This window comes from Corynebacterium sp. AOP40-4SA-5 (genome assembly GCF_052377355.1).
Classification (GTDB): Bacteria; Actinomycetota; Actinomycetes; order Mycobacteriales; family Mycobacteriaceae; genus Corynebacterium.
Genome location: NZ_JBQSWS010000021.1, coordinates 41,897 through 59,794, shown reverse-complemented (window position 1 = coordinate 59,794; position 17,898 = coordinate 41,897). Strand labels below are relative to the sequence as shown.

General features: G+C 70.1%; 16 protein-coding genes and 1 tRNA gene. 11 read left to right on the top strand and 6 right to left on the bottom strand.

Going from position 1 to position 17,898, the window contains the following annotated elements; genetic code table 11:
- Positions 1-862: 862 nt before the first annotated feature.
- Positions 863-935: transfer RNA gene (locus ACT3S3_RS12200), tRNA-Thr, on the bottom strand.
- A gap of 249 nt (positions 936-1,184) precedes the next feature.
- Here ACT3S3_RS12200 and thrE point away from each other — a divergent pair.
- The 5 genes from thrE to otsB all read left to right on the top strand — a co-directional run bounded on the left by thrE (position 1,185) and on the right by otsB (position 6,432).
- A complete protein-coding gene (gene thrE, locus ACT3S3_RS12195) occupies positions 1,185-2,723 on the top strand; it encodes a threonine/serine exporter ThrE (RefSeq protein ID WP_301444217.1) in 1,539 nt (512 codons plus the stop codon).
- A 52-nt stretch (positions 2,724-2,775) separates the two neighbouring features.
- The gene (locus tag ACT3S3_RS12190) at positions 2,776-3,132 is read left to right on the top strand and encodes a hypothetical protein (protein ID WP_441588449.1); all 357 of its coding nucleotides are present in this window, start codon (positions 2,776-2,778) and stop codon (positions 3,130-3,132) included.
- A 111-nt stretch (positions 3,133-3,243) separates the two neighbouring features.
- Entirely contained in the window at positions 3,244-4,827 is a 1,584-nt protein-coding gene (locus ACT3S3_RS12185; protein ID WP_441588450.1) for an alpha,alpha-trehalose-phosphate synthase (UDP-forming), read from the top strand.
- Positions 4,824-5,498 carry a hypothetical protein gene (locus ACT3S3_RS12180; protein WP_301443900.1) on the top strand — a complete coding sequence of 225 codons (675 nt, stop codon included), beginning with the start codon at positions 4,824-4,826 and terminating at the stop codon, positions 5,496-5,498. The genes ACT3S3_RS12185 and ACT3S3_RS12180 overlap by 4 nt, the downstream gene beginning before the upstream one ends.
- 25 nt (positions 5,499-5,523) lie before the next feature.
- Positions 5,524-6,432, top strand: coding sequence for a trehalose-phosphatase (gene otsB, locus ACT3S3_RS12175; protein WP_301443899.1), 909 nt, complete (start codon positions 5,524-5,526; stop codon positions 6,430-6,432).
- Here the strand turns inward: otsB and ACT3S3_RS12170 are convergent.
- Positions 6,407-7,561, bottom strand: a complete 1,155-nt coding sequence (locus ACT3S3_RS12170; protein ID WP_441588448.1) for a LacI family DNA-binding transcriptional regulator — start codon at positions 7,559-7,561, stop codon at positions 6,407-6,409. The two genes, otsB and ACT3S3_RS12170, sit on opposite strands and share 26 nt — an antisense overlap.
- 76 nt (positions 7,562-7,637) lie before the next feature.
- Here ACT3S3_RS12170 and ACT3S3_RS12165 point away from each other — a divergent pair, with 76 nt between their 5' ends.
- From ACT3S3_RS12165 to ACT3S3_RS12155, 3 genes are read left to right on the top strand one after another with little or no spacing between them, the layout of a single operon-like run.
- Entirely contained in the window at positions 7,638-8,666 is a 1,029-nt protein-coding gene (locus ACT3S3_RS12165; protein ID WP_444614982.1) for a metal ABC transporter solute-binding protein, Zn/Mn family, read from the top strand.
- Positions 8,667-9,371, top strand: coding sequence for a metal ABC transporter ATP-binding protein (locus ACT3S3_RS12160; protein ID WP_301442906.1), 705 nt, complete (start codon positions 8,667-8,669; stop codon positions 9,369-9,371). It begins immediately after the preceding gene.
- Entirely contained in the window at positions 9,368-10,267 is a 900-nt protein-coding gene (locus ACT3S3_RS12155) for a metal ABC transporter permease (RefSeq protein ID WP_301442907.1), read from the top strand. The genes ACT3S3_RS12160 and ACT3S3_RS12155 overlap by 4 nt, the downstream gene beginning before the upstream one ends.
- 97 nt (positions 10,268-10,364) lie before the next feature.
- Here the strand turns inward: ACT3S3_RS12155 and rlmB are convergent, their stop codons facing one another.
- A complete protein-coding gene (rlmB, locus tag ACT3S3_RS12150) occupies positions 10,365-11,315 on the bottom strand; it encodes a 23S rRNA (guanosine(2251)-2'-O)-methyltransferase RlmB (RefSeq protein ID WP_301442908.1) in 951 nt (316 codons plus the stop codon).
- Between the two features lie 69 nt (positions 11,316-11,384).
- Between rlmB and ACT3S3_RS12145 the strand changes: the two genes are divergently transcribed.
- Complete coding sequence (locus ACT3S3_RS12145; protein WP_444626834.1) at positions 11,385-12,791, top strand: MFS transporter; 1,407 nt, start codon at positions 11,385-11,387, stop codon at positions 12,789-12,791.
- Between the two features lie 135 nt (positions 12,792-12,926).
- Here ACT3S3_RS12145 and cysS read toward each other — a convergent pair whose 3' ends face one another.
- Positions 12,927-14,345 carry a cysteine--tRNA ligase gene (cysS, locus tag ACT3S3_RS12140; protein ID WP_301442910.1) on the bottom strand — a complete coding sequence of 473 codons (1,419 nt, stop codon included), beginning with the start codon at positions 14,343-14,345 and terminating at the stop codon, positions 12,927-12,929.
- 28 nt (positions 14,346-14,373) lie between these two features.
- On the opposite strand from cysS, the gene ACT3S3_RS12135 reads away from it, so the two are divergent.
- Both ACT3S3_RS12135 and ACT3S3_RS12130 read left to right on the top strand, forming a co-directional pair.
- Positions 14,374-15,261 (top strand): fumarylacetoacetate hydrolase family protein, encoded by an 888-nt coding sequence (locus tag ACT3S3_RS12135; RefSeq protein ID WP_301442911.1) that lies wholly within the window; start codon positions 14,374-14,376, stop codon positions 15,259-15,261.
- Positions 15,262-15,362: 101 nt separating this feature from the next.
- Positions 15,363-15,911, top strand: coding sequence for a neocarzinostatin apoprotein domain-containing protein (locus tag ACT3S3_RS12130; RefSeq protein ID WP_301442912.1), 549 nt, complete (start codon positions 15,363-15,365; stop codon positions 15,909-15,911).
- 20 nt (positions 15,912-15,931) lie between these two features.
- Here the strand turns inward: ACT3S3_RS12130 and ACT3S3_RS12125 are convergent, their stop codons facing one another.
- Together ACT3S3_RS12125 and ACT3S3_RS12120 are read right to left on the bottom strand one after the other, a co-directional pair.
- Positions 15,932-16,606, bottom strand: a complete 675-nt coding sequence (locus ACT3S3_RS12125; RefSeq protein ID WP_301442913.1) for a response regulator — start codon at positions 16,604-16,606, stop codon at positions 15,932-15,934.
- Positions 16,603-17,868 carry a sensor histidine kinase gene (locus tag ACT3S3_RS12120; RefSeq protein ID WP_301442914.1) on the bottom strand — a complete coding sequence of 422 codons (1,266 nt, stop codon included), beginning with the start codon at positions 17,866-17,868 and terminating at the stop codon, positions 16,603-16,605. Before ACT3S3_RS12120 ends, ACT3S3_RS12125 begins: the two co-directional genes overlap by 4 nt.
- Positions 17,869-17,898 lie beyond the last annotated feature (30 nt).

Sequence of the window (17,898 nt, the reverse complement as noted above, 5' to 3'; positions counted from 1 at the left end):
CCGCGCTCATGAGTACTGAGCTCCCCACGCGCACGGCGGTCAACCTGACCGATGACCTCCCTGTCAGATTGCCACTACGTACATACACGCGATCAATGACAGGCTGCGCCACGAAGGGCACTATGCGCGGCCTTACGGGACAGATTACAGCGCGGCGTATAGCAGGCGCTACGGGGTGGCAGTGTGCGCCGCCATACGGGCGGGCTACGGGCTGCCTGATGCGCGGCCTGACGGGGATGGCTACGGGGCCGCTGCGGGCTTGTGGGAGCCGGGAGCACTGCTGTGGCCACAGCGCAGCTGTGCGGGCCGCTGCGGGCTTGTGGGAGCCGGGAGCACTGCTGGGGCCACAGCGAGCTACAGCGCTGCCCACAGCCCGGCATCCACGCGGCCTACATCCACCGCTGCCCTGCATCCACGCGGCTGTCATGACCACCAGAAGCGGTTTTGCTTGGCTTCTACGCAGCTCATACATCGCTGCTCACCCTCTACGCGCCCCCCCCCAGGCCTCCGGGGCGGGTAAAAACACCCTCTGAACTGCGCCGGGGCGGTTTATGGGCGACCCCGGGGCGGTTTGTGGGCGGTAAAAACACCCTCCGACCTGCGCCGGGGCGGTTTGTGGGCGGGTTTTGGAGGCCCGCAAACGTAAACACGCAGCCTTTTGTGAGGCAAGCCATCTACCAGGAAGAATAAAGAGAGTTACCTGGTGAGAACAGTTTATACTATATAAGCGTAATTTTACTTTCATATATAAAACTACTATCCCTGTATACGCGTCTGTTCCTCCCAGCCGCGTTCTCTAGCAGTTCTCTGGCACTTCACGCCGAGCACAGCCACTCACACGCGGCGTTTCCCCTGTTCATTGAGCTGGAGACGAGACTTGAACTCGCAACCTACGGTTTACAAGACCGTTGCGCTACCAATTGCGCCACTCCAGCGGAAACCGACGGCGCCTGGCCCCGTCCTCGGCGTCTCCACCGGGTTTCAGCCGACGACTCTATCAGCAGCGCAGCCACCCGATCGAATCCGGATCCTCTACCGTAGAGTGTGCCCGGTAGGAGACGTCGACCACGGCAGACAGTGAGGAAGAGGGGTGCCGAGTGAACGGTGAGAACCCGACCGGGAACGACTCGGGCAGCAGCGCCGGCAGCAAGGGCCTCACCGCGGTGAGGAACAAGGTCTCGGCGATGCTGTTCAGCGGGAACCGGTCCACGATCGACACGATCCGCACCGCACCGCCGCCCTCCCCGCTGGCCCCGGTCAACCTCACCGACTCCGCCCAGGTCCACCTGGTGATGGACACCGCCGCACGCATCGGCGACCTGCTGCTGTCCGCAGGCACCGGCAACACCGATGCCAAGGCCCAGGTCAAGGCCGTCACCTCGGCCTACGGCCTGTACGGCTGCCACGTGGACATCACCCTGAACACCATCACGATCTACTCGCCGTCCACGGACAACACCACGCCGATGAGCTGCTTCCGGGTGGTGCACGCGCTCAACAGCGACTTCTCCCGACTCACCGAGGTCGACCGGCTGATCCGCTCGATCGTCAACGGCGCCACCGAGCTCGAACTGACCCGCAAGATCCTCACCGACATCGAGACCAGTCCCCCGCCCTACCGCATCCGCTGGGCCACCCTGGCCTGGGGCGGCTTCGCCGGCGCGGTGGCCCTGATGCTCGGCGGTGAGCCGCTCGTTGCCCTGATCGCCACGATCACCTCGATCATCATCATGGCCACGAACGTGTGGCTGGCGTCGAAGTCGCTTCCGTTGTTCTTCCAGAACCTCACCGGCGGCATCATCGCCACGATCCCGGCCGCGCTCACCTTCAGCTTCGCCCGGGCGTTGAACCACTACCTGTCGCCGTCGTTGGTGATCGCCTCGTGCATCGTCGCCATGCTCGCCGGGTTGACCCTGGTCCAGGCCCTGCAGGACGGGGTCACCGGAGCGCCGGTGACGTCCTCGGCACGGTTCTTCGAGACGGTGCTGATGACCGGCGGCATCATCTCCGGCATCGCCATGGGCCTGATGCTGACGAGCCGGCTGGGGGTCACCCTGCCGCCGATCGACACCTCCAGCACGCAGGGCACCTTCGGCGGTGCCGCGGTGCAGATCCTCGGCGGCGTCGGGGCCGCGCTGTTCTTCGCCATCGCGTCCTTCTGTGAACGACGTGCCCTGATCGTGGCCACGCTCACCGCGTTGGTGTCCTACTCGCTCTACCGGTTCCTGCAGGTGCAGCTCAGCACCGGCGACGTCACCGCCGCGGGCATCACCGCCACCTTCGTCGGCCTGGCCGGTGGTCTGCTGTCCCGCCGCTACCTCATCCCCCCGCAGATCACCGCCATCGTGGGCATCACCCCGCTGCTGCCCGGCCTGGCCCTGTACCGCGGCATGTACTCCATGCTCACCGACCAGTTCGTGGTCGGCATCTCGAACCTGGGTATCGCCCTGGCCACCGCCACCGCGTTGGCCGCCGGCGTGGTCCTCGGCGAGTGGGTGGCGCGTCGGCTGCGTCGTCCCCGCATCCTGTACCGCTACAACGACCTGCGGCGTCCCCCGGCACGCCGTTCCCGGGGACGACGCCCCGGCGGTTCGGCGACCCCGCCGGTGCACTGGGGCGTCCTGCGCCAGCGGCGCCGCGGCACCCCCTGGCTGCCGGACCCCACCCGCTCGCATCAGCGGAAGAAGGACCGGGAAAGTGCGCCGGACGGTCAGGGGAGTTAGACTGAAGGCTTACGGGTCTCAGGCCGAACATCGTCATGCAAGGGAGCAATAAGTGCCGCCGAAGGTCAGCGACAACCACACCACCAGCGCAGAGTCCCTGCACACCGTGGAGGAGGAGACCGCCAAGGCCGCGCAGCGCATCGTCGCCACCTACGCCGACGACTTCCTCGACGCCGCCACGCTGATGTGCATGCTCGGCGTGGAACCGGAGGGCCTCATCCACCGCAAGGTGGCCGCGGACGCCGCCGCCGAGGAGGAGGCCAAGAACCCCAAGGCCGCCAAGAAGACCACGGCGAAGAAGACGGCCAAGAAGGCTCCCGCGAAGAAGGCGACCAAGACCACCGCCAAGAAGACCACGGCGAAGAAGGCGGCCACCTCCACCACCGCGAAGAAGGATTCCGGCGAGTAGTCTGTAGGTCACAGACATCCGAGAAGACCGACCCGCGACCCAAGGGGAGACCACGCCGTGACTGCCGGAGATGACAGCACCACCGACACTGGGATCGACACGGGGAGCGACATGGTCGTGGTCGCCAACCGGCTGCCCGTCGACCGCTCCGTGGACCGCGACGGCAACGTCACCTGGTCCCCCAGCCCCGGCGGTCTGGTGACCGCCCTGCGTCCGGTGCTGGAGTCCAGTCAGGGCAGCTGGGTCGGTTGGCCCGGCGCCACCGCGGACTCCCCCGACGAGGAGATCGTCGCCGCCGACCTCCCGGAGATGGACGGCGGGATCACCCTGTCCCCGGTCAACATCTCCACCGAGGAGTTCCAGACCTACTACGAGGGGTTCTCCAACGACACCCTCTGGCCGCTGTACCACGACCTGATCGTGCACCCGGAGTTCCACCGCTCCTGGTGGCGCGCCTACCGCACGGTCAACGAGCGTTTCGCCCGGGCCGCCGCGGACGCCGCCGCCCCCGGTGCCACGGTGTGGGTGCAGGACTACCAGCTCCACCTCGTGCCCGGCATGCTGCGTGAGATGCGCCCGGACCTGAAGATCGGTTTCTTCCTGCACATCCCCTTCCCCTCCCCGGAGCTGTTCCGTCAGCTCCCGTGGCGTTGGGACGTGCTGATGGGCACCCTGGGCGCCGACCTCATCGGCCTGCACACCCCGGACTCGGCCTGGAACTTCCTGTACACGCTGCGCGCGCTCGGCGGCGACGTGACGTTCAGCAAGGTCGGCGAGGGCGACGCCTGCGGAGCCGACGGCGAGGGCACGTTCACCGACGACGGTGCCGCGGGCACCGACGAGTCCGGCGTCTCCTACATCCGCGGGGCCCGGCTGCCGCGCAGGGACGCCGTGGCCGGCACCGTGCGCACCGCCGACGGACGTGAGGTGAAGGTGGGGGTCTTCCCCATCTCGATCGACACCGAGGGGGTGCAGGCCAAGGCCACCGCCCCGGAGACGGTCTCGGCGGCCACGGCGCTGCGCCGCCGCGTCGGCTCACCGAAGATCCTGCTCGCCGGCGTGGACCGCCTGGACTACACCAAGGGCATCCACCAGCGACTCAAGGCACTGGAACAGCTGCTCAGCCAGGGCCTGCTGAACCCGGACGAGGTCTGCCTGATCCAGGTCGCCACCCCGTCGCGCGAACGCCTCGACTCCTACGCCCGCACCCGTGAGGACGTGGAACGCACGGTCTCCCGGATCAACGGCGCCTACGGCAGCCTGGGCCACACGGTGGTGCACTACTCCCACGCGAGCATGCCCTTCGCCCAGCTGGTGTCGTTGTACGCCGCGGCGGACGTGATGCTGGTGACCGCCCTGAAGGACGGCATGAACCTGGTCGCCAAGGAGTACGTCGCCAGCCACTCCGACGGCTCCGGCGCCCTGGTGCTCAGTGAGTTCACCGGTGCCGCCACCCAGCTGCCGAACGCCTACCTGTGCAACCCCTACGACGTGGAGTCGACTGCGGCGGCGATCATGAAGGCCATCGACTCCCCCGACGAGGACAAGCAGGCCCGGATGGCGGAGATGTGGGAGGAGGTGCGCACCCACGACGTGCACGGGTGGGCGCGCCGCTTCCTCGCGGTGCTGGATCCGGAGGTGCTCGACACCGACGCCGCCGACACCGCCGCCGACGCAGGGGCGGACGGCGAGTGACCCGGCAGCACCCCCGCAGCGTCCTGCACCCGACCGCACGCACCCGCCGACGCACCGCCTTCGGCGGGGTCGTTCTCGCCGGTGGGCTCCTGCTCACCGCGTGCGGCTCCGACATCCCCGGCGAACTCGCCGACGTGCGCTGGCAGGTCGGACGCATCGAGGACGCCGGCCTCGCCGACTCCGGTACGGCCGTGTCGTCCAGCCTGTCGCAGACCGACCAGGCGCGCACCTGGCTGGCCCTCGGCGGCAGCACCGTGACCGGCGGAGCGGGCTGCATGGCGATCAGCGGCGACGTGGAATGGCTCGACAACGACCGCGTCCGGTTCCCCGGGCTCAGCGCCCGCGACATCAGCGGCGAATCCGAGGGCACCCAGTGCCTGCCGAACGACCGTGAACTCGCCGAACGGCTCGTCGCCGTTCTCGGCGAAGGCGACGGGGCCACCGAGTCCACCGAGTCCACCGAGTCCACCGACGCTGAAACCACGGAGCCCTCCGAGTCTGCCGAGCCCTCCGAGACCGCCGACACCGACGACGAGGCAGGCGACACCGACGAGGTGCCCACGCTGCGCTGGGAGACCCCCGGCGAGGACGAGCTGCGGCTGACCCGCGCGGACGACTCCCCGTCGGCGTGGCAGACGGGACGCTTCGTGGAGTTCCTCGCCACACCGTGATTCCGGTGCCGCTACGCTGGGGGCCATGACCGACGCCACCACCCTCCCCGCCGTCTCCACCGACGACATCCAGTACCTCGCCGAAGTACCGCACCTGCTCGTCGCCCTGGACTTCGACGGCACCCTCTCCGGCTTCTCCACCGACCCGCTGGCGGTGCGCATGGTCCCCGGCGCCCGTGCCACCATCGACCGGCTCGCCGGGTGCGCCGGCACCACCGTGATGCTGCTGTCCGGACGCAACCTCGAGGTCCTCGAACCCGTCGCCGAGGCCACCGCCATCGCGCACCCCGGTCCCGGGGACATCCTTCTGGTGGGCAGTCACGGTGCCGAACCCGCCGACGCCACCAGCTCCGGTCTCGACGACGACCAGCGCGAGCTGCTCGACACACTGTCGGCGATGGCCCAGGAGTACGCCGACCGCGACGCCGGGATGTGGGTCGAGCACAAGCCCTTCGCCGTGGGTCTGCACATCCGTGGCGCCTCCGACGAACGCACGGGGCTGACCGCCTACGAGGAGTTCCGCCTGGCCGCCCAGAAACTCGAGGGGGTGACCGTGACCCCGGGCAAGAGCATCGTGGAGGTCTCGGTCTCCCCGGTGACGAAGGGCAGCTACCTCTCGGCGTTCATCGACCGCACCGAACCCGACGCCGTGGTGTTCGCCGGCGACGACGTCACCGACGAGACCGCCCTGAGCGTCCTCGACCAGCAGGGGCTGGCGACGGACGGGGACGGCGTGCCGGCGCGTCCTGACCTCGGTATCCGTGTCGGCGACGGGGACACCGCGGCACACCGGCGCCTGGCCGACCCCGTCGCGGTGGCCGACGTGCTCGCCCGGCTGGCCGAGGCGCGCCTGCTGCGCCAGGGAGACCGTGACGGCGGTGTGGTGGACGCCGCATCGGTGGCCGCGGTCAGCGAGCTGCGGGAGGACCGATAGTCCTGCCCGGAAGGAAGCGTGTCGGCAGGATGATGCGCTGCTCGGGCTCCGCCCAGGCCATCGTCGGCTGCCGGCGGGTCGGTTCGGAGTTGCGTCCGATCAGGGCGGCCAGGACGTTTCCGCTGGTGAAACCCTTCTCGCGGTTGGGCTGCTCCACGGTGGCCAGGCCGCGGTCACGGGCGCGGGCGATGCCGTCGAAACCCACCACGGAGAGATCGCCGGGCACGTCGATGCCGTTGTCCTCGGCGTAGTCGAGCACGCCGAGCGCCTGACTGTCGGTCGTGCAGATCACCGCGGTGAGGTCCGGGTGGTTCTCCAGGAGTTCCGCGGCGGCGCTGCGGGCGGTGTCGGGGTTGTTGAGGTGGCGTTCGATCACCGGCACGTCCGACCGGTCCACCCCGGCCTCCTCGAGCACGGCCAGTGCGCCGAGCACACGGCCCTTCTGCACGTGCATCTGCGCGTCCGCCAGGCGTCCGGCACTGACCGGGCCGTTGTTGGGCCGGCGGTCCAGACGGATGCACAACACGCCGATGCGACGGTGCCCGGCGTCCACCAGCGCCCGGGCGGCCGGACGGATCGACTCCCGGTCGTCGATGCCCACGAAGTTCACCCCGTGGTCGTCGGCCGGCTGGTCGCAGATCACCGTCGGCACGTTGCGGTTGGTCACCGAGGCGAGGAAGGGGTCGTCCGCGGCGACGGAGTAGACGATGAAGCCGTCCACCACGGCCTGGTTCACCAGGGCGGCGGGCCGGTCCTCCTCCGCGGTCTCCGCCCCGGCGGGGATCAGCAGCATGGAGGTGTCCATGCCCACACACGCCTCGGACACCCCGGACATGAACTCCAGGGAGGCCTGGTCCTCGAAGGCGTAGGTCATGTCGTCGGTGAGCAGCACGCCGATCGCCCCGGCCCGGCGCGTACGCAGCGAGCGCGCCGTGGGGTCCGGCCCGGAGTAGCCCATGCGCTCGGCGGTGCGCATGATGCGTTCGCGGAGGTCGACCGAGAGCTGTTCGGGACGGTTGTAGGCGTTGGACACCGTGGTCCGGGAGACACCCAGTTCCGCGGCGATGGAGGCGAGTGTCCCCCGTCGTCCCTGACGGGCCTGGTTGCTGGAGCGATTCACGTCGACCATGGTATCCGACCTGCCCCGCTGTGACCCTGGTTACCCTAATTGGCAATCGTTCCCAACAAGGATTAGAGTCGGCCCCATGCCCAGACGCCGCCCCACCCCCCGCACCGTCACCGCCCTGACACTGGCCGCAGCCACGTCGCTCACCCTGGGGCTCACCGCCTGCTCGGGTGCGGACAGCGCGTCCGCCGACAACGGCGGGATCCGCATCGTCGCGTCCACCTCGACGTGGGGCGACATCGCCCAGCAGGTCGTCGACGACGCTGCCGCCGACCCTGCCGACGGGGACACGTCCGACATCACCGTGGACACGATCCTCTCGGGCACCGACGACGACCCGCACGAGTACGAGGCCACCGCCCGCGACATCGCCACCATCCGCGACGCCGACATCGTGGTCGGCAACGGCGCCGGCTACGACAACTGGCTCACCGACAACGCCGGCGACGACTCCGAGGTCATCACCGCCGCCCCCCTCGGCGAGGACCACGACCACGACGAGCACACGCAGGACGCTACGGCGTCCGACGACGCGGACGCCGATGCGTCCGACGCGTCCGACGACGGTCACGACCATGGCAGCGGCATCCTCGAGGGCGAGGACAACCCGCACGTCTGGTTCGACATGGACCTCGTCGCCGACTTCGCCGACGACCTGGCCGCCCACCTGAATGACCTCGACGAGAGCTTCCCCGCCGAGGCCACCGGCGTGCGCGAGATGACCGACGAGTTCACCACCCGCATCGCCGAGCTGCCGCACGCCCACGTGGTGCTCACCGAACCGGTCGCCGGACTGCTGCTCAAGGGGTCCGAGATCCACGACGTCACCCCCGAGAGCTTCGCCCGGACCGTCCTGAACGAGGGCGAGCCCTCCGTCGCCGACCTGGCCGCGACACGTGACCTCGTCGCCGACGGCGAGGCGGACGCACTGATCACCAACACACAGTCGGAGAGCCAGGCGTCCCGCCAGCTCACCGACGCCGCCGAGGACAACGACGTCCCGGTCGTCAACGTCACCGAGACCCCCGGCACCAGCGGGGGCAGCCAGCAGGACTACGCCGACTACGTCGACGCCGTCATCACCGACCTCGAGGATGCGCTCAGCTAGATGTCCGCCCTGACCTTCACCGGTGCCAGCGTCGACCCGTTGTGGCACGACCTGGACCTGACCGTCGAGCCCGGGGAGTTCCTCACCGTGCTCGGCCCCAACGGGGTGGGCAAGTCCACCCTGCTCAACGCGGTGCTCGGCACCCGCGCCCTGACCTCCGGCAGCGTCAACGCCCCGGAGCGGGTCGGGTTCATCCCGCAGCAGCGCATGTTCGACGCCGACCTGCCGATCCGGGTCCGCGACCTCGTCGGGCTCTCGATCGAGCACGGGGTGATGTCGCGCCGACGCCCCCACCGCGCCACCATCGACGCCGCCCTCGCCGAGGTCGGTGCGTCCGGCCTGGCGGACCGTCGGGTGGGCACGCTGTCCGGCGGGCAGCAGCAGCTCGTCCGCCAGGCCCAGGCCATGGCCACCGACCCGCAACTGCTGCTGTGCGACGAACCGCTGCTCAGCCTCGACCTCTCGGCCCAACGCTCCGCCGTCGACCTGCTCGACCGGCGACGACGGGAACACGGCACCGCCGTCGTCTTCGTCACCCACAGCATCAACCCGGTGCTCGGCGTGACCGACCGCATCCTCTACCTCGGGCCCGACGGACACGTCACGGGTGCCGTGGACGAGGTCATGACCGGCCCGGTGCTCTCCCGCCTCTACGGCACGCACGTCGACGTCGCCGAGGTCAACGGACGGATGGTGGTCGTGTGAGTACCTGGGACCTGCTGCAGGTCGACTTCGTCCAGAACGCCCTGCTCGCCTCGCTGCTGCTCGGACTGGTGTCCGGTGCACTGGCACCGCTGATCGTGATGCGCCGCATGAGCTTCGCCGCCCACGCCACCGGCGAGCTCGCTCTGATGGGAGCCGCCGCGGCCCTGCTGTTCGGCGTGAGCGTGACCACCGGCGCGGTCCTCGGTGCCGTGCTGGCCGCCGTGGTCCTGGCGTTGCTGGGGCTGAAGGAGCAGGACGCCACCGTCGGTGTGGTCCTCGCCTTCGGCATGGGCCTGTCCGTGCTGTTCATCTACCTGTACCCCGGGCGCACCTCCGAGGCCTACGCCCTGCTCACCGGGCAGATCGTGGGGGTCTCCGGCGCCTCACTGGGTATCCTGGCGTTGATGTCGGTGCTGGTGGCCGCGGCCGTCGCGGTGCTGTGGCGTCCCCTGCTGTTCGCCACGGTGGACCCGGTGATGGCCGCGGCCTCCGGTGTGCCGGTGAAGCTGCTGGCCGCCGCCTTCGCCGTGCTCATCGGCATCGTCGCCTCCCAGGGCGTGCAGATCGTGGGCGCGCTGCTGCTGCTCGCTCTGCTGATCACCCCGGGTGCCGCGGCGGTGCGGGTGACCTCGAACCCCCTGCTGGCGGTCGTGCTGTCCGCGATCTTCGCCACCACGGCCTCGGCCGGCGGGCTGGTGCTGTCGCTGGCGCCGGGGCTGCCGGTGAGCCCCTTCGTGACCACGATCAGCTTCGTGATCTACCTGGCGTGCCGGACCATCGGGTGGGCCCGGGGCCGGCGGGCCGTCCGCGACGAGACCGCGCGCAAGGGATCCGCCGTGGGTGCCGTACCGGGCTCCACCGGGGAGGTCGCCGACCCCCACCATGCGGCACCCTGAGCCCTCAGGTCGCTTTCGGGGCTCCTGGACGACCTGAGGGGTCAAGGTGGGAACACCTTGACCCCTCACGCCCCGGAGCTAACCGGAATGAACCGAGCTACCCGACCCGGCGCTGGCGGGCGAACTCGCTGAGCACCACACCGGCGGCGACGGAGGCGTTGAGCGACTCCACCCGTCCGGCCATCGGGATCGAGAGGATGTCGTCGCAGGTCTCCCCCACCAGACGCGACAGTCCCTTGCCCTCGGAACCGACCACGACCACGACCGGGGTCGTCCCGTCGTAGGTGTCGAGCGTGTGCTTGCCGCCGGCGTCCAGGCCCACGACCTGGTAGCCGGACTGCTGGAGCTGCTTCAGCGAGCGCACCAGGTTCGTCGCCCGGGCCACGGGCAGACGTGCGGCGGTACCGGCGGACGTGCGCCACGCCACCGCGGTCACCGACGCCGACCGGCGCTCCGGGATGACCACACCGTGGCCACCGAAGGCGGCGACCGAGCGGATGACCGCACCCAGGTTGCGCGGGTCGGTGATGTTGTCGAGCACCACGATCATGCCGGGACGCCCGGAGGTCTGCGCGGCCTCGATGAGGTCCTCGACCTCGGCGTACTTGTACGGCGGCACCTGCAGCCCGATGCCCTGGTGCATGCCGTTTCCGGTCATGCGGTCCAGTTCGTCGCGGCTGACCTCGAGCACGGCGATGCCACGCTCGGCACAGGTGTGCACCGCCTCGGAGAGGCGGTCGTCGTTGCCGGTGCCCACGGCGACGTACAGGGCGGTCGCCGGTGCGTCCGCCCGCAGGCACTCGATCACCGGGTTACGTCCGACGACGAGCTCCGGCTGGTCGTCGGCGTCCCTGGGGCGCTGACGCCCGGAGTCGTGCCGTTCCTTGGTCTTCTTCGCCTTGTACTTCGCGTGGTAGACGCGGTCCTCGGCCTTGGGGGTGGGCCCCTTGCCGGCGAGTCCCCGTCGCCTGGTGCCGCCCGAGCCCTTGTCGGAGCCCTTGCGCGCCGTCTTCCGTACCGCGCCGCGGCGCTTGTCGTTTCCTGCCATGGCGACCAGACTACCCCGCGCGTTCCCCCTGTTCACAACGCCGTGTCCGCACGGTATCCTCTGCTGGTTATGACCCCTCCGGATCCCGTGGGCACGAGCCTGTCCCGTACCGAACGTCTCGACGCCCTGCCGGTGACCCGCAGGCACGTGAAACTGCTGGGCGGGTCCGGCATCGGGTGGGCGTTGGACGCGATGGACGTGGGCCTGATCGGCTTCATCATGGCCGCCCTGACCACGCACTGGGGGCTGAGCCACACGGAGACCTCGTGGCTGGCGTCCGCCGGCTTCATCGGCATGGCCTTAGGCGCGACCTTCGGTGGGCTGCTCGCCGACCGCTTCGGCCGACGCAACGTCTTCGCCGCCACCCTGCTGGTCTACGGGCTGGCGACCGGGGCGTCCGCCCTGGCCGGTGGCCTGGCGGTGCTCATCGCGTTACGCGTGGTGGTGGGCCTGGGGCTGGGCGCGGAGCTGCCGGTGGCGTCCACCCTGGTCTCCGAGTTCGCGCCGCGCAGGGTCCGGGGACGCATGGTCGTGGTGCTGGAGGCGTTCTGGGCCGTGGGCTGGCTGGCCGCCGCGGTGATCGGCGCGTTCATCATCGCGTTGAGCGACAACGGGTGGCGGTGGGCGCTGGCGCTCGGCATGGTGCCGGCGTTCTACGCCCTGTACGTGCGCATGTCGCTGCCGGAGTCCGTGCGCTTCCTGGAGTCGAAGGGCCGCCACGAGGAGGCCGAGCGGATCGTCGTCGGCTTCGAGGAGTCCGAGCCGGCCAAGTTCAGCCTGCGTACGCAGGGCGAACAGGCGCAGGACGCACCGGACGCCGCAGGCGGCGCGGCTGGCGCCGGGGCGTCCGACGCCTCCGACGCCTCCGACGCCTCCGACGCCGCAGCGTCCGGCATCTGGTCGCCGGCGCTGCGCTCACGCACCACCGCGCTGTGGACGATCTGGTTCTGCATCAACCTGAGCTACTACGGCGCGTTCACCTGGATCCCGTCGATCCTGGTGGACCAGGGCTACACGCTGGTGAAGTCCTTCACCTTCACCCTGGTCATCACGCTGGCGCAGCTGCCGGGGTACGCGGTGTCGGCCTTCCTCATCGAACGTTGGGGGCGCAGGACGACACTGGCCGCGTTCCTCGCCGGCTCGGCCGTGGCCGCGGGGCTCTACGGTTTCGCCGGGGTGGAGTGGCAGATCATCGCCGCGGGTTGTCTGCTGTCGTTCTTCAACCTGGGTGCGTGGGGTGCGCTGTACGCCATCGGGCCGGAGCTCTACCCCACCACCATGAGAGCGAGAGGCACTGGTGCGGCGACCGGCTTCGGACGGCTCGCCTCGATCCTCGCCCCGCTGATCGTGCCGCCGCTGCTGGTCTTCGGTGGGATGCCGGTACTGTTCGCCCTGTTCGGGGTGGCCTTCGCGGTGGCGGCCGTGGCCGCGCTCGCGCTGCCGGAACTCAAGGGCACACGGCTGATGGAGCGGTAGGCGCGCCTCTTCCCCGGAGCGAATGTACGAACCCAAGCCGATTCGGTCACCGCGAGTGTCCTGGGAGAACCGAATCGGATTGGGAACTGACGCGAGACAACGGAGCGGACGCCGCGCGGGCCCGTGCCCTGCTTACTACCCCAGCGACCAGGTCGCCCCGTCGGCGGTGTCGGTGACGGCCACGCCGGCGGCCTTCAGCCGGTCGCGCACCTCGTCGGCGGTCGCGTAGTCCTTCTCCGCCTTCGCCGAGGCACGCCGTTCCAGCTCCGCCTTCACCAGGACGTCCAACGCCACCGTCGCCGCGTCCGACGAACCGGCGCCGATCCCCTGGCCACGGCCCTGGGCGGTGGGCCCGGACCACGTCGCCGACAGCGGGTCCACACCCAGCACACCGACCATCGCGCGCACGGCGCCGGCAATCTCGGCGAGCTGTGCACGGTCGCCGGACTCCAGGGCCTTGTTGCCCGCCCGTACCGCGTCGTGGACGACGGCGAGCGCCTGCGGGACGGCCAGGTCGTCGTCCAACGCCTCCTCGAACGCCGGCAGCCAGGTGCCGGTCTCCACCGTGCCGAGGACCTCGACCGCGCGGGTCAGGAACTTCTCGATACGTCGGAAACCGGCGGCGGCCTCCTGCAACGCGGACTCGGAGTACTCCAGCATGGAGCGGTAGTGCGCCGAGCCGAGGTAGTAGCGCAGCTCGATCGGACGCACCAGGGTGAGGATGTTCGGCACCGAGAGCACGTTGCCCAGCGACTTCGACATCTTCTCGCCCGACATCGTCACCCACCCGTTGTGCATCCACAGGTTGGCGAACTCGTCGCCCGCGGCATGCGCCTGGGCGGCCTCGTTCTCGTGGTGCGGGAACTGCAGGTCCATGCCGCCGGCGTGGATGTCGAACCGCGCGCCGAGGTACTTGCGCGACATCGCCGAGCACTCGATGTGCCAGCCGGGGCGCCCGAAGCCCCACGGGGTGTCCCACCCGGGCTCGCCGGGTTTCGCGGCCTTCCACATGGCGAAATCGCGCGGGTCCTCCTTGCCCGGTGCGGCGTCCTCCCCCTGGTCGAGCTCGTCGAGCTTCTGGTGGGACAGGAAGCCGTACCCGGGCACCTGCGCGGTGCGGCAGTACACCGAGCCGTCCTCACTGGCGTAGGCCATCCCGGCGTCGATGATGCGCTGGATGTAGGCGATCATCTCCGGGACATGCCCGGTCGCGCGGGGTTCGACGGACGGGGCGGCCACGCCGAGCAGGTCGTAGGCGCGGGTGAACTCGCGCTCGTGGGTGGCGGCCCACTCCCACCAGGGCCGACCGTTCTCGGCGGACTTGCTGAGGATCTTGTCGTCGATGTCTGTAACATTGCGCACGAACGCAACGTCCAGCCCCTTGGCCTCGAGCCAGTTGCGCAGGACGTCGAATGCCACGCCGGAGCGCACATGACCGATGTGCGGGACGGACTGCACGGTCGCACCACACAGGTACACCGAGGCATGCCCCTCCTGCAGCGGAACGAAGTCGTGGAGTTCACGGGTCGCGGTGTCGAAGAATCGCAGAGTCACAACAGACAGTCTAGACGGGAGAGGCCCCATGAAACTTGCGACGGTCCGGATCGACGGTTCGCGATGCACCATCCAGGTCGACGGGGTCGACGACGCACCGAACGGGGGTGGGGTGACCGGACGCATCGTGGACCGCCGCGGGCTCGGCGCACTGCTCACCGGCAGCGCCACGGGCAGTTCCTCCGGCATCCGCGGCGCGGTGGAGGCCGGACTGCGCCGCGACGGCGACGAGGTCACCGTGCCCTTCGCCGACCTGCTGCCGGTGGTCCCCTCTCCGTCGAAGATCTTCTGCGTGGGCCTGAACTACCGCGAGCACATCGAGGAGATGGGCCACCCCATCCCCGACCACCCGACCCTGTTCGTGAAGTACCCCTCGGCGCTGACCGCACCGTATGCCGAGGTGACCGTGCCGGAAGGCATGACGGAAAAGGCCGACTACGAGGGTGAGCTCGCCGTGGTCATCGGCTCGCGGCTGCCCGGTGCCCAGGGCGGGGCGACCGCGGCGGAGGCCCGCGCCGCGATCGGCGGCTACGCGGTGATGAACGACTTCTCCCAGCGCGACTGGCAGTACCGCACCCAGCAGTGGCTGCAGGGCAAGAACCTGGACCGCTCCTCCGCCTTCGGCCCGTGGCTGACCGTCGCCGACGACTACGACCCGGTGGCCGAGGGCGCGGTGCTGCGCACCTGGGTCAACGGTGACCTGCGCCAGGAACACTCCACCGCCGACCTGGTGTTCCCCCCGGTGGACCTGGTGCGCTACATCTCCAACTTCGCCACGTTGGAGCCCGGCGACGTGATCGTCACGGGCACACCCGAGGGCGTGGGTGCAGGTTCCGGACGGTTCCTGGCCGACGGGGACGTGGTGCGCATCGAGGTCGACGGGCTCGGCGCGGTGGAGTCCACCATCCGGATGTGATCTGGCGCCCGGGGGTCCCCGGACGGGCCCCCTGCGTCCGGACGCTTTGATAGGGTCGGCTCAGTACACTTACGCCGCCCAACACGTTTCGGAGAGCCCCCATGTCCCTTCGCACCACCCGTTCGCTGCGGGGTGCGGCCGCCCTGGCCGCCGCAGCCTCCCTCGCCCTCGGCGTCACGGCCTGCTCCGACGACTCCGACAGCTCTGACAGCTCGAGCAGCTCCGACGCCAGCGCCACAGACAGCGCAGATGAGGCGGAGGATTCAGGCGCCTCGGACGGCCCGCTGACCGTGGACAAGGCCGACGATCTCTCCGACGGCGACACGGTCACCGTCACCCTGGAGGGTCTCGACACCGCCAACAGCTACTACGTGGCCGTCGGCACCACCGACGGTGCCAGCGCCGACCCGGGCACCTACGCGGGCTCCATGGAGGAGTGGGCACGGGTGGTCCCCGAGGGCGAGGAGGGCGGCACCGCCACCTACGACGCCGAAGGCAACGCCGAGTTCGACCTCACGGTCCAGGCCACCAACGAGGACGGCTCCGTGGACTGCACCACGGACTCCTGCTCGCTGAAGCTGATCACCGACCACTCCTCGCAGCCGCCCTTCGAGGACGTCGCCGCGGTCCCGGTGACCTTCGCGAGCTAATCCGCGAACTAAGCCGCGAACTACTCCCCGGGGACCAGCAGCCCACCCTCGTAGGCGAGGATCACCAGCTGGGCCCGGTCGTGGGCGTGGATCTTGGTCATGATCCGGTTCACGTGGGTCTTCGCCGTGTGCGGGGAGATGAAGAACTCCTCGGCGATCTGCTGGTTCGACAACCCCCTGCCCACCAGCTGCAGCACCTCACGCTCGCGCTCGGTCAGCAGCCCCAGGCGTCCGGCGGCCTCCTCGGAGACCGCGGGACGCGGTTCCGGGGACTGGACGTAGCGGGCGATCAGGCTGCGTGTCGCCGTGGGCGACAACAACGCGTCCCCGTCCGCCACCGAGTGCACCGCGCGGATGATCTCGTCGGGTTCGGCACCCTTGCCGATGAAGCCGCTGGCCCCCGCGCGCAGGGCGGCGACCACGTACTCGTCCTCCTCGAAGGTCGTGAGGATCAGCACGCGGCTGTCGGCGTTGCCCGGCTCCGAGCAGATCCGCCCGGTGGCCTCGATGCCGTCGAGGCGGGGCATGCGGATGTCCATCAGCACCACGTCCGGGTGCAGTTCGGCGGTCATGGACACCGCCTCCAGACCGTCGGACGCGGCACCGACCACCTCGGTGTCCGGTGCGCTGGACAGGATGTCGACGACGGCCTGACGGATCAGGACCTGGTCGTCGACGACGAGCACGGTGGTCACGGATGTTCCTCCCGGGGAAGTGGTAGTTCGGCGGTGAGCGTGAATGTCCCGTCCGATTCTACGGCGGTGACCGCCCCGCCCACGGCGGCCACACGCTCGCGCAGCCCGGTGAGGCCCAGGAACCCGTGCGGGGCGTCCGGCTGGTTGCGTCCGTCCTCGGAGACCGGGTTGCTGACCCGCACCGACACCACGCGACGGTCCTGGACGCTCGCGATGCTGGTCGCAAGCTCGGCGGTGTTGCCCGAACCGTGCTTGTGCGCGTTGGTCAGGCCCTCCTGCACCACGCGGTAGACCACCCGTCCGGTGGTGTCGTCGAGTCCGGCCAGGTCGCCGTCGGTGGAGCGGTGCACCGTGAGCCCCGCCCCGGCGATGGAGGCGACCAGGTCGTCCAGGTCCGCCACACCCGGCTGCGGGAGCTGGACGGACCCGCCGCCGGTGTCCCCTGCCCCGGCACCGGCACCGCCGGCGTCCCCGGCGCGCAGGTAGCGCAGGAGCACACCGATGTCGCCGAGCACCTCACGCGCGGCCTCACGGATCGTGCCGAGTGACTCGCGCGCCTTGTCGGGCCGGGTGTCCAGCGAGCTGGACGCCACCCCGGCGTTCAGGCTGATCACCGAGATCCGGTGCGCTACCGTGTCGTGCAGGTCCTGGGCGATGCGCAGCCGCTCCTCGGCCACCCTGCGCCGTGCCTCGGCCTCGCGGGTCTGCTCGGCCCGCTCGGCGCGCTCGGTGGCCGCCCGGGCGTACTCACGCCGGGAGCGCGCACTGTCCCCCAGCGCGGTGGCGATGGCGATGCCCGCGGCGATCTGGAAGACCTGCGGGTCCAGGGTCAGCCGGTCGTTGGTGAACAGGCTCAGCACGGCCACCAGGATCGCGCCCGTCGCCCCGCAGCCCAGAGCCACCGGACGCGGGACGCTGGTGGCCGCGGCGAAGGCGGCGACGATCGCGGCGATGCCGGGGCCCAGTGCGGGCACCCCGAGCAGGACGGTTCCCACGTACACCGCCAGGCAGACGGCGAGCACCGGCAGCGGCCACCGTCGACGCAGCGGCATCAATGCCGCCGCCAGCACCGCGGCCCCGGTGACGACGAGGTCGAGGCGGTGGTCGGGCATCCCCCCGCCCGGCCCGGCGGGTCCGGGGCCCGGGCCGGGTACGGCGACGGAGGCGAGGATCAGTGCGATGACCGCCAGATCCCCGACCCACACCGGGATCCATGCCGGACGCTCGGTGGGGGTCGGGGGGTGGGGTTCTGCCTGGGTCATGAGGCCATTGTGCAGTATCGGGGCGATCCG

Coding starts and splice junctions, on each gene's coding strand:
- thrE (WP_301444217.1), top strand. CDS start 1,185: ATGCTGTTCAGCGGGAACCGGTCCACGATCGACACGATCCGCACCGCA.
- ACT3S3_RS12185 (WP_441588450.1), top strand. CDS start 3,244: ATGGTCGTGGTCGCCAACCGGCTGCCCGTCGACCGCTCCGTGGACCGC.
- otsB (WP_301443899.1), top strand. CDS start 5,524: ATGACCGACGCCACCACCCTCCCCGCCGTCTCCACCGACGACATCCAG.
- ACT3S3_RS12170 (WP_441588448.1), bottom strand. CDS start 7,561: ATGGTCGACGTGAATCGCTCCAGCAACCAGGCCCGTCAGGGACGACGG.
- ACT3S3_RS12165 (WP_444614982.1), top strand. CDS start 7,638: ATGCCCAGACGCCGCCCCACCCCCCGCACCGTCACCGCCCTGACACTG.
- ACT3S3_RS12160 (WP_301442906.1), top strand. CDS start 8,667: ATGTCCGCCCTGACCTTCACCGGTGCCAGCGTCGACCCGTTGTGGCAC.
- rlmB (WP_301442908.1), bottom strand. CDS start 11,315: ATGGCAGGAAACGACAAGCGCCGCGGCGCGGTACGGAAGACGGCGCGC.
- ACT3S3_RS12145 (WP_444626834.1), top strand. CDS start 11,385: ATGACCCCTCCGGATCCCGTGGGCACGAGCCTGTCCCGTACCGAACGT.
- ACT3S3_RS12135 (WP_301442911.1), top strand. CDS start 14,374: ATGAAACTTGCGACGGTCCGGATCGACGGTTCGCGATGCACCATCCAG.
- ACT3S3_RS12130 (WP_301442912.1), top strand. CDS start 15,363: ATGTCCCTTCGCACCACCCGTTCGCTGCGGGGTGCGGCCGCCCTGGCC.
- ACT3S3_RS12120 (WP_301442914.1), bottom strand. CDS start 17,868: ATGACCCAGGCAGAACCCCACCCCCCGACCCCCACCGAGCGTCCGGCA.